We start from the raw sequence: 13566 nt of genomic DNA on the forward strand, positions 1-13566 counted from the left end.
AGGTGAAGTAAATGTGCTGATACTGGCCCCAAAATTCGGCAGATGGATTAAAGATGTCTCGCGTCAATACCGATTTCTGGGAATGGTAATATCCGCTCTGATCAGCAAGCTCGCGGCGAGGAGTACCTGCCATGAGCGCACTAACCAATCAACTTGCGGGCGACGACAGCGGAACATGGACCATCGTCTTCGAGCCTGACGACCCTGCATCTCTACATTGAATTTTTGGCACCGGAGATGACCATAGACCCAGCCGGCTGGATGACCATCGACGACTTTCTTGCCCGGCGGCCGCAAGGTCCCGCTCACAAGCGAGCGATCGACAATCTGGTTGAATTGCTGCGATCGATGCTCAGCAGGGATTAGCTCCCGTCGTCCGGGTCGCGCGCGCGGCTGTCAGCCCATTCATGGTAACGTGTATAAGGATGGCCGCCGCCCCAGCGGCTGATCAGCTTCCTTACAACGTCTTTGCTTATTCCTAACTCCCGCATCGTGGCCAAGTAGGCCACCGTTTCGACAGCGGTCATCGCAATAAAGTATTCGCGAGGGTCCTGCGATTTCTCTTTGCCCCCATGGGCAGCTTCGTTGCGAAAGCTAATTGCCAATTTGCAATCGGCGTGGATGCTGGCAGGCAGTACGCCTTCCCCAAATTGGGCCTTTATATCCGTTATGGCTGTTTCGAACTTCTCGTGCAATGGCACCCGTTTGAGCGCATTCAAAACTTCGCAGAGCCTTTCATCCGTTATGCCGAGCGTCGGAAAGCAACTGGCCTGGCGAGTCGCGGCACGTAGCTTTTCCAAGTGCTTTTTTGTGATTTTGGTTTTCACGTCATACGTTGGGATGGATTCAAACCATGCCATTGCTTTGAGCATGCGGGCGCGGTCGTAGGTGTTGCCGCCGTTGATAAACTGCGAGGCGAGCCAGTAGGTCAGTTCCCATTCTTTCCGGCGGTTTAGCCAAAAGACAAGTGCTCGGGTCGTCTCCGCCCGGTCAACATCCCTGAATACCCGAAATGCAGGCTCACTATAGAACTCTGGGTTTTCCACCGAGGGAGATGCCGGCACATACAAGGAAAAACTGGCATCGTGGTCAATTTCCACGACGTCTGTGTCTTGTTGCGTCGAAACCGCCTGACCAACCCGACGGCATGGGCGACCTTCCGACAGTTCGAAGAAAATCTGGACGTGGAATAGAACCTGGAAAATGTCAGCCAGCGGCACCGGCTCGCTAAATGTGGCAGATATCCAAGTGGGATCGCGACTAATCTCTTCGACCCGTTCAGCCATTACTGACTGCATTTTGTTCAAACGGACAATGACTCCGTCCGCCGCAACTTCGGCAATTTGGAGACGGTCCTGGTAAACCCTTTCAGTGTGGAGATTCTCTTCCAGTTCGAGTGCTCGGTGCTGATGATAGGCCAGAGACCCTTTGGCAGTCGGAAGGCAAAACTCAGCTACTGCGACACGGCAATTCTCATCCCATGGACGATTACCGATTAGAGCGTATTGGGCATGGACCGTGCTTGCGAAAAACCGCGGCCAACTGCCGAAAAACGTAACGATCTTGCCGGTCTGGAGCGTTAGAATGGGATTCTTCGGCGGCATCGGCCTGGGGTGCGGTCCAAAAGAAAATAACTCCGCCTTGATCTCACTGCCGGTGACCAGAAAACGGCCGCTCCTCTGGGCCTGATCCACGCACGACAAATCGAGGATTGGCATTGACCGTCCCGCTCAGGGCTTTCGTATTTGCGATATTTCGGCACGGTCGATGGACAGAGTAGCCCTCATAGTGTCGACTATAGCGTCTGCGAGAGCACCAAACGCGTTCTCATCGAATGCGGGATCGGCTGCCGACGTTGCCAAATCCGTCTCCACAACAAGGACATTTTCCATGTTGCCTTCACGGTCAATGCGCACGGTGTTCCAGACTGATTTTGCGTTCGCGTGATTCACTTCGATTGCCACAACGCCCTCCCATGCTTTCGGCTCAGCGTATAGGAGTTCGGCTCGGCGCGACAGTCGATGAACTCGCTGGCGTGTGCTAGAGGGCCGGTGAGCTTGCGATCCTGCGGAGCTTCGCAACTGCCCGAGAAAACGAGGGGACTCTGCAATGGCCAAAGGTCTCTATCGCGATAACGCAGATGCCGTGATGGTTCTCTACGAGCAAAACTCAATGATTTGCCGAACAACGACTACGTTGAACGCGGTTACAAACCAGACCTCGACAAATTACCTACCCATGCACAGTGGGTGGCGTGGCACCGTGCTAACGGAAGTGAAGGCCAGACGCATGCGGAATGGTTGGCATGGCGCAAGGCCCACAGAGATACCTAATTCAGGTGCGTGACGAGTACTATTGCTGCGGTTGCTGACAACACGGCTGCTAGGATCAATTGAACAGCGAAGGGCAAGTCAGCCCAGCGAAGTCCGGTCTTGCCGGTCTCATCGGGTGCCGAGACCTGCTCCTCTGACTCCGGCAATGAACCGATGAGCGGCATGGGCGCAGTAAGTATTTGACTTCCGGTGCGCGTCCTTTTCACAGGCAATTTCTCAGAATAGCTAATCCCCGTTCCGGGGATGGAAACGCTCACCCGGCTTCCAGACGGCCCTATAGATATTCCCGCACCTCTCGGCCCGACACGCACACCCATTCCTTTGTGGGTGACGTTCAGTCGTACCCCAGGCATGATCTTTACCGATTTGCGAAACCGAAACACCATATTCCTACCCTCCGACAAGCTGCGGAAATTAGCCACAGCAACCTTGGAATTGCGTAAAGGTAGTCGTTAGATATCGAGGAGATGGCCGGCTGATCTGAACTCAACCGAAGCGCCTTCTCAGTGCTCGATCACTCAGCCGGACGGCAGGTGGTCATTGCAATGGCTGAAAGCGGCATGCCCTCCGTCGCTTGATTCAAAACGGTCGGAACACGGTAGGAACACGGTCGGAAACTCAGGAGATGAGCGAAGATTCCTCTTTCTTCTCAGCTAGATAGAAGAAGAGAAGACGGACGGAACACGGTGAAAACGGTGAGTACGGTGAAAAATCACACTCTAGGGGGAAATTCTCTCTCATCACACCGGGAGCACTACCGATCGACGCCTCGTCTGGTATCTCCACATCAGCCAGAGGGATTTTCTTTCCCTCCCGTGAGATGACCGTTCTCACCGTGTTCACCGTGTTCGGATTGCTAACGTTATGCGATTTAATGACTTTTCGGTAGAGCCGGCCGTATTCGCGACCGTATTCCGACCGTGCTCCGCATTCGCTCAGGCCTCGTCGTCGCCTTCGCCCGCATCCTGAGCCAAAAAGAGACGATCGGCATCGATCTGATAGTGGTTCAGGCTGACCTTGCTACGGCTCCGATGCGGTTTCGCATCCGGCCCCGGAATCAATGCCCCGATCTTCTCAAGCTCTTCAATGAGATCTGACGCACCCCCCGTGAGTTCCTTGGCGATCTCGGCGAGCTTGTCTTCGGTGATCATGATGATGTTGATTGTGTCCTTACCCTTCGGCGTCTTTTTAGAGCGCCATGCCAGCGCACCACGGTAGTCATCGCCGCCATTGAGATACCAGTCCTTCGACCACTCGGTGATGCGGTCGCCATTTGCGAGGATTACCGACCGGAGATGGTTGACCAGCGCGTCACCAGGACTCTTAGTCCTGACACCGACACGGCAGTTCATCCACGTCCATTCGACCAGAGCCTTCACATCGTAGTCGGACGGGAAAAATCCAAGGTGCTGGAGCAGTTCGCCGGAGTAGCGGAAGGTAGCGAACAGGTCGGCCGCACGATCGTCCATGGTCTGACGATCCTTGACCAGAGCCGCCAGTTCGTTGCGATAAGCAAACAGCGTGTCCCGAAGAGCGTCCGGTGAAATCTTACCCTCGGCCGTCATGCGCAGAAGCTCATTCACAACCGCGTCAGCAGCGTGTCCATAGTTGGCGCGTGCACCGGCGCGAAACCCGGTGATGATCTTGATGGCCTCCGGGTCTTCCTGCCGGGGGATCATCTCCCGCGTGTACTTGATGGACACGACGCGGGCGTCGAAGCCGGGCGGCGGAGTGATGTTGTGTCGCTTGAAATAGTCGGCAAGAAGTTCCTCCGACGTGATGACGCAGACACCGCCGAACACGCGCGTCTTCGGCTCGCCAAGCTGGTTATTGGAACGGACGCCGCCTTTACCGGCGAATAGCATCCACAGCATCATTTCGACCTGTTCAGGCGAACGCGCTGCCCGAAGTTCGTCAAGGCCAAGATTGCAACCAGACAGGCGAGGCAAACGGACCTCAAGTCCGGCCTTAGTGGCGTCCCATGTGAAGAAACCGCTTTCATCCGACGTGGGATTGCCGCTACCGGCGATGTTCAATTCGGCTCCAATAGTCTTGATCGAGCCGGAAGGTGCGACAATCGAGGCAAGGAGAACGCCGTCGAGAGGGTTCGCAAAGGTGTGGATTACACCAGCAGCGGCACCCAGGGTCATGAACGCAACATTCGGGAACGGTCCCGGATCGAAAGCGCCAGTCACCGGCTTGCGGGTGTTGCCCTTGGCGTCAACGAATGCGGGCCGGATCGCTGCGATGTATCCTTCCTTTGTGCCTGCGCTGAACAGATGCGGGGGCCGATCAGCGCCAGGCGACTGTAGGTAGGGCCGTTCAGTTTCAGGGATATTCCGGCCCTTGTGGCGCACCGTCCGACCATCGGGCCGTAGAAAGGCATTGCCGTCATAGGCGAAGCCCGTGCGCTCGATCAGCAGCGCATTGGCTGCGAACGCCAGCGGCATAAGGATTCCGCTTACGCTCGCAACGTCCGTACAGGTGAAGCCGGCGTCGAGAAGGGCCTGCCCTACCGTCGCATACTTGTGAAGTTCGCCGCGCGGCACGGTGACCGAAATCTCGTTAGCTGTGATTGAAGGAAAGGCGATCGTCAGATGTTGGCCCTTGCCGCCGATGTTAGTCGCTGTACGGGACACACGGAAGCGCTGACAGAGACGTTGATCACCATTCTTCTTGCTCCGCTTGTAAACCCATTCCGAGCCCTCGAAGCTGGCGATGTAGAACTCGCTGTCGTCGCTGAACGTGACCCAGCCGTCTTTGTCGATGCCAGACTTTTCATCGGACTTCCCTTTCGAGTCATCCTGAACATCTCGCCAAAGCTTGGTTATCGCACCAGGTGTCCGCTTGGTCTTCGTCGCCACGCGTTTACGAACCCCGTCGCCCTCGGAGTCCTTAAGCTCCAGACACTTGTTGAAAAGGTTCACGATCTCCTCCTCGGAAGTCGTCTCGGTCATGGCCTCGGCAAGGCCCAAGGCCTTGGCGAGGATTACCCCCCGAGCCTTTGCGGCCTTTGGCCCGTCGGCCATCAACCGTAGCTCTTTCAGTTCCTTCTCGGTGATTGGCTGCGGGGCGGCTGCGGGCCGCTCTCCGCCCTTCCGTGGGGTGTGGTCGCCCGTTGTCGAGATGGGCTCGTGATCTGGCTCGGCAGCGATCGAAGGAAATCCGAGGCAGTAGTCGGCGGGAGTGGTAGTCGGCAACGATCTTCTCATCCGCCTAATTTCCGACGCAACGGTGTTGTCGAACTGGTCGAGTTCATAGGCGGGCAAACTACCGGGCGGGCCATCGATCTTGTCGAGCGTTTCGGCACTCAGAGCCACCTCGGAGCACTTCAGCCCCGGCATCGGGAAGCATACGTCGATGTAAACTTCCTCGGAGTTGCCTCGCCGCAACTCGTCCAGCACGGCCCAAGCATCTTCATGCTGATAAATCAGATAGACGAGCCAAGTCCGATGTTTACCTGACAGGACAAGCGATGCAGGAAATTTGTCGGAGAGGTTAGCTGCGAGGCGGGCATCCTGGAACCGCACGACATACCCCGAAAGCCTACACGAAGCGTCCAACAGGTCAAAGACGACCGGCTTGTTATAGCCGACCATGGCGCAGAACAGCGCGAACTCTTCTGACCGTGCTTCTTCCCGTTGAATATGCCTCCCCGTCTTCGATACAGAATAGGCATTCGGCATATTGTCGTTATACTGAGTGATGGCAGGTGTTAGCTTGCGCACAAATTCGATTGAATGTTGCATTTTCGTGTCCAACGATCATTGGCACGAGCACGCGGCATCGCAGCGCGCGCACTTCGTGCGTTACTTAAGTTTGCTGACGATCTTTGGGAAGGATTTGCCTGTCGTCCCATACGATGCCAACGGTGAGGGGCGATCTTTTGATGGCCCCGCCACCGAAAAACTCGCAAAGGCTGCTGTGAAGCAGCCCAGCGGAAATTCCGCCTACGCCAGCCGATACTCGGCGACGGCCTGCCCCGACAATGACGCCACCAGCATTTCTGCATGGTGGCGTCTATCGCATGGACGACGGCAGCATTAGCTATGGCCCAATCAGAGCCTTCCGTCAAGAAATACTGGACAGTGGCTCATTACAATTCCGCAATATCAGATGAGTGCGAGTCTAGCGGCAATACCCCTAATATATTTAGGCCATCAGAGGTTACAAGGTGGAATGTGATCTTGGGTGGAAACGTTCAAAAAACGCATCGCCGAAAGGCGAATAAAGCGTCGGCCTTCATTCCTGAGAGGGTGATCATGAAAATGCCTCCGCGCGGCGGTGGGCCGGCGCCGCGGCTTTCGTTATCTCGGCCACCCCTATTTTTGCGATATCGGCGACGACATCCGACTGGCGCGCCACAGCAGTAGCAACAGCGCCCGGCGTCAATGCTTTGAATACGGTGTGTAGTGTCGGCCTGGTCAGGCTAATCGTTACGGTCTGCGGCTCCCGATCCTGCCACGCATAGTCGTTATGCTCGATCGAGAAAGTAGCCGAGTAGGCGGCCTCCAGAATGCGAAGCGAGGTGAGCGTGATCTTAACCACCCGGTCGATCCCGCGAGCTTGGAGAGCAGTTTCTGCGGCACTCGCGACTCTGCCGAGAGGTAGTGCCAGAGTGGTCCGTTCGGGCTCTATCAATATCTGATCTATGTGCATTTCAACATCCTTGTTCATGCCGGTAAAACGGCTCGCATGAGCGGCCCGCGGGGTGGTTGATGCTTCAATATGGAAAAGGAGCGTCCCCGACGCTTCGCGATTGGCCACCGACCATCGCAGAGGCACGACCTTCACAGAGCGCGTCGGGCGCTGATCGTGCAATCCGGCCCGGCCATTACGGCTCTGCCGACGATCGGCACTATAGGTAAGAATTGGCTATCTACCTAGGGATTTTTGTTGGCGGCTCAGCGTTCGAAATACGCATAAGATGAGAGGTAGATCGCGAAAGCTCACGTTTAGATGTTGTGCCGGCACAAATCCAACATCGAAATTCATGTTAATATCCGCGAGTTGGGCTATGGGTTGCACTTAGAATCGGCTATTCGAGAATTGCAAAAGAAGGAGTTTTTGGGTGGCTGATAAAAAGGTAGTTTTCATTGCATTTTCTATGAAGGATGAGAAACAGCGGGATTTGCTGAAAGGCCAGTCCCTCAACACAAACTCCCCCTTCGAATACATCGATATGTCCGTGAAGGAGCCGTATGACAAAGAATGGAAGGAGCGCGTTCGCACCCGTATTAGGCGTTCGGATGGCGTGATTGCTCTCATAAGCGGAAACTCTCTGACATCAGACGGTCAGAAATGGGAAATCGATTGCGCGAAGGAAGAAAAGGTCAAGCTTCGCGGTATCTGGGCCTACACAGATGACCGCACCAACGTCGCCGGCGTGAACACCGACGTTTGGACCTGGGACAATATCAAGAAATTCATCGATTCCCTTTAAGGACGTCGTTTCATGAGGAAAGCACTTGTGGTCGGAATCGACCATTATGAGCACATTGGCGGCCTTAATGGATGCGTAAACGACGCGTTTGCGGTCAAACAAATGCTCGACCGCCACGCGGATGGTTCAGTCAACTTTGGAACGCCGAAGCTACTGGTTGGAACTGGACCGGCAGACATAGTCGAAAGGCAGGAACTTAAGGAGGCGGTGAGGGAGCTTTTCGCTGACGATAGCGAGGTGGCGCTATTCTACTTTGCAGGACATGGCTTCATCGAGGCCACAGGCGGGTATCTGTGCGCCGGGGATTGCAAAACCGGAGACGATGGACTTCCGCTTTCTGAGATAATGACCTTCGCGAATAAAAGCCCGGCGAAGAACAAAATTATCATTCTCGACAGTTGCCACAGCGGAGTGCTCGGCGAGCACGCCGTGAACGGCCAGCTTACAGAAATCTCAGAAGGCGTCACGATCCTAACTGCGTCTACCAAAGCTCAGTACGCTGCCGAGGTGAACGGTGGCGGCGTCTTCACTGGCCTTTTGATTGATGCCCTCGGTGGAGCCGCCGCGAACCTGATTGGCCAGGTGACACCCGGCGGTGTTTACGCGCACATCGATCAGTCGCTCGGGTCTTGGAGTCAGCGGCCTGTCTTTAAGACGAACGTGAAGCGTTTTGTTTCGCTTCGCCAGGTGCTGCCTCCTCTTCCCTTGGCCGATCTGCAACGCCTTGCAGAGTTCTTTCCCACTCCTGGGTTCGAATACCAACTTGATCCCTCATTTGAGCCGACGGAAGGTGCCGCCGATCCGAACAAAACAGCCATCTTTGCAATCCTGCAGAAGTACAACCGCGTAAATCTTCTCGTGCCGGTTGGAGCCCTTCACATGTGGAACGCAGCGGTCGAGAGCAGGACTGTAAAGTTGACAGCTACTGGCGAGCATTACCGCCATCTTGTCGCGCAGAATTTGATATAATTTTGAAAATGAAAACCTCTCGCGTAGCAGAAGCGCTCAACCGCATCCTGGACCGTTTGGCAGGAATTGAACATGAGCGTTGGTCTCATTGGCAGCGCTACATGCACGACAAGGGAACTCGTCAACCAGACGGCTCCCTTATTATACCAGCGGCCCTTGTTGAGCGATGGGAAAAGCAGATCGCCACCCCCTTTGCGGATTTGACCAATGTGGAAAAAGAGAGTGACCGCGATCAGGTTCGGAAGTACCTCCCTGCCATCGTTGAGGCTCTCTCAGAGGTCTAGACGCCACAGTGTATCACTGTCTTCAAGGCTCTTCTTCACGCGATGCTCAAAGCACGACTCTCCCAATGATGGTAAGCATTGGCCCTTTCGGGATTGCTACCAGCCGCAACCGATGCGCAACCCTTCAAGTGTTCCGTCCGAGAGGTCGGACAACGTTGCGCACCTCGGACTTTGGGTCGAGTAGATGAGATTTCAAAGAGACCTCTGCGAGTCCGCAGGAATCGATTGGGCAGAAGCTCAGGAAACCAATGCAGCCTTGGACGATCTCGCACGTGCGCGTGTGTCGAATATAGAGCTTACGGACACGCTGATAAAATCGAGAGTCGCCTGGAAGTTTGCTGTCCTTCGGCAGGCTTTCACTTACAGGCTGGTCGATCTTGGTGAGACAACGATCGAGGCGTGGAACAATGACAATCTGTTGTCTTCTGTGGTCTTAGCGAGAGCGTTTTTCGAAACTGTCGCTATCGTCCATTCTGTTACGATGCGCATGCAAAAAGCGGTTGATAGTCGAAACATTGGGGCCCTCGATGATCTCGCGATGCAAGAATCGTTCGGCGCTCGATTAGCGGAGTGGGTAGCAGAAACCGGACTGAGAGCGACAAATGTTCTGACGGCTCTCGACCACATGTCGAGCGAGATTGATTTCGCTCGTGAATTCTACGAGCGCATTTCCGAAACTGCCCACCCAAACGCATTTGGGACACAACAGTTCTACGCCACGATCGACCCAGAGAACGTCGTGGTCCATTTCTCCCGCACCAAACGCGAACGGGCTGCAATTTTCGCGCAGATCAACGTTTCCTTGTTCTGTAGCAGTTGGGCCGCTGAAAAATTCAAGAAGTTCGACCGTCTGATTGAACAGGTCGCTGACCTCCATGCCGAATTGGAGGCCGCTAATAGCTGACACGAGAGCATTTTTGCTCTGGTTTCTGCTCTGGTTTTTGCTCCCTCGAAACTGCTAAGTTATTGAAATTCCTAGATGCTATTCTGCAACTGGCGGCCGCTCTCTCCGCCAGTTAAATCTCACCGGCTCGCCGAGTCTGAAGGGACACTGGACGGCGACTGCCGCTGCGATGCAGTATCTTGAGGCAGGCAGAGGGGGGCGCGAGCGGCTTTCATCTTCGCCGCACTCTTACCTCAGATCAGCCTACAACCGATCGGCCCGCGCTTCACCAGAAGCACGGGCTTGGTCGACTCGGCACCGTCGCCGCCCCGTCTAGCGCGGGACCGCTTGTATTCCCGAGACCGAGCGCTCTGTTTCGGCGGAAAAAACCACGAAGGCAAAGATCAGCACGGCGGCAGCGACAATCATTGAGCCGGTGGCGACGATCGGCTCGAGCGCCGGATTTCCCTGCAGCATCAGGTAAAGCGCCGGCAGCATCACGACCAGGCCGAGATTGTAGACGCCATAGTGGATCATCGCGCTCCTGCGGGCAGCCTTCGCCGGGTTCAGCGCATAATAGCCGCCGAATATTGCACTGGTGACCCACCCCAGCAGGTTGATGTGCGCGTGAGCCGGAAACGCGCCGTGATCGCCTGAAATTGCCATCTGCAGGCCAGCTGCAATTCCCAGAATAAGAAAGATGATGGCTGTCTTGAAAAAGAGTTCCGAAACCTTAGGCATATCATTCTCCCAAACCCGTTTTGCCGCCGCATCATGCTGTGGTTCCGGCGATCTTGCCAAGGGACCGTCGGGCCTGCGGAGCCATTTGTCGCCGGCCTGACAGCCCGTTGGCGGCCGGCCGCCGGGCCTGGCCGGTTGCGAGTCCAGCCAGCAAAAAATATGCACTCACGCTAATTTAATTGCAACATTACCGGCCAGGCTTGCATGTCGTTCTCGCCAGGGAAGTGTCCTGCACGATGGTGGTGCCATACGCGCCAAAGATCTGCCCGTCAGTGTTGCAGCAAGGCCTCGCCGAACTTCTCCCACAGCTGTGCGCAATCTGTTGCTCTGAGGCTGGGGGTTCCGACTGGGCCATATCTGATGACGGCGGCGTGAACATCATAGCCAACGATAGGTGCATTGGCGACAAAGTGGATAGCCTCGCCCAATCGGCGGGGGCCAATTGGCGCATCGGTTTTGTTGGTGATATCGAAGACACCACGAATATCCGCTTCCTGATTCCTGGCTGCCAACGCAGCCGCCATTACCCTTTCTTGCATCATCGAAATCTCTCCTATCGGTCTAAGTCTAAGAACCGCGGCTTGTGCCGATCCGGCAGCTGACAACCGGCAAATCGAAGTGCCTTTTGCAGCATCTTGATTGGCTCTTGCTGCGAGCCACTCCGCCCGCTCCCGCGGCAAGCCGATAAGGCAACTGCCAGCAAAATCCGCAGGCACATCCACGGTCGCATCAAACACGGCCCACGTGCCAGTCGGCTCCTGAACGGGCAAAAACCTCATAACAGCGCCTGCTAATATACCATGCCGACTGTGAGAACGAGACTTTTTCCTGCATCAACTAAACGAATGAGAGCTGGTGTCGAAGTGCCGGGCGACGCTCGTCGAAAACAAATCGTCGGCGACATCGCCTGGATCGAAGGTGGGCCTGAGCAGCGATCCGGCCGCATTCGAGGCTCGCCGACAGGGACAAGCACAAGACGCAGCGCGCCGGCACGCCTCGTCAAATGTTACTTTCTGCCCTGCGGATAGATCGTCTCGCCGCGCTTCAGCATCTCCACGAACGCCGCGATCTTCTTCTTGCGTCCGGCTTCGGTTTTCATGTTGTGGATGCGGAAGGCGAGTGCGAAGCGGTTTTGCCCGCTGAGCTTTGCCAGCATCTCTTTCGCCGTGGGCTCGGCGTCTATTGCCGCCTGGAGTTCGTCGGGGATCTTCATCTCCTTGCCGCTCCTGTAGGCGCGCGCCCAGCGGCCGTCGGCCTTGGCCGCATCGACCTGCCTCAGCCCGTGCTCGGTCATCCGGCCCTCCTCGATCAGCCGGGCGACATTGTCGACATTGATCTGGCTCCAGGTGCTCTTCCTGCCGCGCGGGGTGTAGCGCTGCAGGTAGCTTTTGCCGTCCAAGGCCTTGCGCACTGCATCGATCCAGCCCCAGCACAACGCCGCGTCGATGGCTTGCTTCGGCGTGATCGACGGCAGTCCCGAATCGAGCTTATGGATCTTGATCCAGACTTCGTCCTCGCTGTCGTGATGCTCGCCAAGCCAGGCATGGAAGCTTTCGGCATCCCTGAACTCGCGCACCTTGGCGGGGTCGACCTTGACGGGCGCCATCAGCCGGTCCGCCCATGACGCGAGCGCGTAACGACGCCAAACCGCTTGCCGGCCGCGCGCGCGCTCACCTCAGCTCCGAGTTCGCAATCCGCAGGCCTGGTGATTCTCGCCGGCACGCATTCAGCCCGCACGATTGGGCGTTCCGAGGACATGGGATTTCGGCGGCAGCATGACGTTGTCGAATGTCTGCGTGAACATCGCCGCCGCAAAGAAAGCGACGGCGCGCAGGGTTTCGGTGCCGGTGTTGACGAGGTCGTGCCTGACCGGCGTCGGAAGTACCAGGACGCTGCCCGGCCCGACCGGGTGGGTGGTGCCGCCCTCAATGTGTAGCTCGCCGGTGCCGGCGATGATGTATTGCGTCTCTTCGGTGGCGTCGCTGTGCCAGCCGAGCCGCTTGCCGGGCTCGATCTCGTAGACAATGACCGAGGACTGGGTGGTGCCGTGCCCGCCGTAAACCGCGAAAGCGCCGGCCCATTTGACCGACGGATCGTCCTCTGCCCAAACCAGCGAACGTTCGAGCCTGTCGGATGCGACGACTGCTGTCATGGCTTCGTTCCTCTCAGCGAATTGCGAACACGAATCTAGATGATTTTTCTGGTCTGCGTCAGCAAAACTGGCTGCTGACCGTTCCCTCGTGCATTGCGCGTGACGATTTGTCGGGCCGCGATCCGACCTATTCTACTCTCGGGCCGGATCACTGAGCCGATACCCCAATGCAACCAAGCCTTTACCTTTTAGTCAGTTTTGAGTTGCCCCTGCGTTGCGTTCGTGGTCCGGTACAACCAGGGCGCTCAATGCGGCATTCGGCAACGGTCGCCTCACCGACCGTCAGGGCAACACACCGTCGAGCCAATACAGGAGATAGCAATGGGCATTTTCGACAGTATCAAAGGTGCGATTTTCGGAAACGCGGTTGCGGGCGAAGCGCCGCCGGCGCAACCGTCTCCCGCGCCTGCTTCGAGCACGGCCACCCAGCCGACGGCGCCTACCCGATCCGCCCCGGCTGCAACCCCGGCTCCGGCCGCGCCGGCCGCGCCGTCCTCTGCCCCTGACATCGCTGCCATTCTCGACAAGGCGGTGGCCGCGAGGGGGCAGAAACTCAACTGGAAGAATTCGATCGTCGACCTGATGAAGGCTCTGAATATCGACAGCAGCCTCGGCGCCCGCAAGGAGCTTGCCCACGAGCTGAACTACACCGGCGATATGAACGACACTGTAACGATGAATCTGTGGCTGCACGACGCACTGATGAAAAAGCTGGCCGAGAACGGCGGCAAGCTTCCGAGCGACCTGGCCGCCTAGAGTCA

General features: G+C 56.7%; 15 protein-coding genes. 6 read left to right on the forward strand and 9 right to left on the reverse strand.

Going from position 1 to position 13566, the window contains the following annotated elements:
* The first annotated feature begins 237 nt into the window (after positions 1 to 237).
* A complete protein-coding gene (locus tag NKH41_RS03320; RefSeq protein ID WP_352777124.1) occupies positions 238 to 366 on the forward strand; it encodes a hypothetical protein in 129 nt (42 codons plus the stop codon).
* Here the strand turns inward: NKH41_RS03320 and NKH41_RS03325 are convergent.
* From NKH41_RS03325 to NKH41_RS03345, 5 genes are all read right to left on the reverse strand, one after another.
* The gene (locus NKH41_RS03325; RefSeq protein WP_352777126.1) at positions 363 to 1718 is read right to left on the reverse strand and encodes a hypothetical protein; all 1356 of its coding nucleotides are present in this window, start codon (positions 1716 to 1718) and stop codon (positions 363 to 365) included. The two genes, NKH41_RS03320 and NKH41_RS03325, sit on opposite strands and share 4 nt — an antisense overlap.
* A 12-nt stretch (positions 1719 to 1730) precedes the next feature.
* Positions 1731 to 1964, reverse strand: a complete 234-nt coding sequence (locus NKH41_RS03330; protein WP_352777128.1) for a hypothetical protein — start codon at positions 1962 to 1964, stop codon at positions 1731 to 1733.
* 365 nt (positions 1965 to 2329) lie between these two features.
* Entirely contained in the window at positions 2330 to 2719 is a 390-nt protein-coding gene (locus NKH41_RS03335; protein WP_352777131.1) for a DUF4236 domain-containing protein, read from the reverse strand.
* A gap of 549 nt (positions 2720 to 3268) precedes the next feature.
* Complete coding sequence (locus NKH41_RS03340; RefSeq protein ID WP_352777132.1) at positions 3269 to 6082, reverse strand: DUF927 domain-containing protein; 2814 nt, start codon at positions 6080 to 6082, stop codon at positions 3269 to 3271.
* A gap of 511 nt (positions 6083 to 6593) precedes the next feature.
* A complete protein-coding gene (locus tag NKH41_RS03345; RefSeq protein WP_352777134.1) occupies positions 6594 to 7100 on the reverse strand; it encodes a hypothetical protein in 507 nt (168 codons plus the stop codon).
* A 304-nt stretch (positions 7101 to 7404) separates the two neighbouring features.
* On the opposite strand from NKH41_RS03345, the gene NKH41_RS03350 reads away from it, so the two are divergent.
* The 4 genes from NKH41_RS03350 to NKH41_RS03365 all read left to right on the forward strand — a co-directional run bounded on the left by NKH41_RS03350 (position 7405) and on the right by NKH41_RS03365 (position 9933).
* Positions 7405 to 7776, forward strand: coding sequence for a TIR domain-containing protein (locus NKH41_RS03350; RefSeq protein ID WP_352777136.1), 372 nt, complete (start codon positions 7405 to 7407; stop codon positions 7774 to 7776).
* Between the two features lie 12 nt (positions 7777 to 7788).
* Entirely contained in the window at positions 7789 to 8745 is a 957-nt protein-coding gene (locus tag NKH41_RS03355) for a caspase family protein (protein ID WP_352777139.1), read from the forward strand.
* Positions 8746 to 8753: 8 nt separating this feature from the next.
* Complete coding sequence (locus NKH41_RS03360; RefSeq protein WP_352777224.1) at positions 8754 to 9029, forward strand: hypothetical protein; 276 nt, start codon at positions 8754 to 8756, stop codon at positions 9027 to 9029.
* A gap of 256 nt (positions 9030 to 9285) precedes the next feature.
* Positions 9286 to 9933 (forward strand): hypothetical protein, encoded by a 648-nt coding sequence (locus tag NKH41_RS03365; RefSeq protein WP_352777142.1) that lies wholly within the window; start codon positions 9286 to 9288, stop codon positions 9931 to 9933.
* Between the two features lie 312 nt (positions 9934 to 10245).
* Here the strand turns inward: NKH41_RS03365 and NKH41_RS03370 are convergent, their stop codons facing one another.
* From NKH41_RS03370 to NKH41_RS03385, 4 genes are all read right to left on the reverse strand, one after another.
* Positions 10246 to 10653 carry a hypothetical protein gene (locus tag NKH41_RS03370; RefSeq protein WP_352501933.1) on the reverse strand — a complete coding sequence of 136 codons (408 nt, stop codon included), beginning with the start codon at positions 10651 to 10653 and terminating at the stop codon, positions 10246 to 10248.
* Between the two features lie 269 nt (positions 10654 to 10922).
* Complete coding sequence (locus NKH41_RS03375; protein WP_352777145.1) at positions 10923 to 11432, reverse strand: hypothetical protein; 510 nt, start codon at positions 11430 to 11432, stop codon at positions 10923 to 10925.
* A 227-nt stretch (positions 11433 to 11659) separates the two neighbouring features.
* The gene (locus tag NKH41_RS03380) at positions 11660 to 12259 is read right to left on the reverse strand and encodes a YdeI/OmpD-associated family protein (protein WP_352767064.1); all 600 of its coding nucleotides are present in this window, start codon (positions 12257 to 12259) and stop codon (positions 11660 to 11662) included.
* A 120-nt stretch (positions 12260 to 12379) separates the two neighbouring features.
* Entirely contained in the window at positions 12380 to 12805 is a 426-nt protein-coding gene (locus NKH41_RS03385; RefSeq protein WP_352465923.1) for a cupin domain-containing protein, read from the reverse strand.
* A gap of 321 nt (positions 12806 to 13126) precedes the next feature.
* On the opposite strand from NKH41_RS03385, the gene NKH41_RS03390 reads away from it, so the two are divergent.
* On the forward strand, positions 13127 to 13561 hold the full coding sequence (locus tag NKH41_RS03390; protein WP_352539401.1) for a DUF3597 domain-containing protein: 435 nt from the start codon (positions 13127 to 13129) through the stop codon (positions 13559 to 13561).
* The last annotated feature ends 5 nt before the right edge of the window (positions 13562 to 13566 follow it).

It is taken from the genome of Mesorhizobium sp. M1169, assembly GCF_040318345.1.
Lineage (GTDB): Bacteria > Pseudomonadota > Alphaproteobacteria > Rhizobiales > Rhizobiaceae > Mesorhizobium.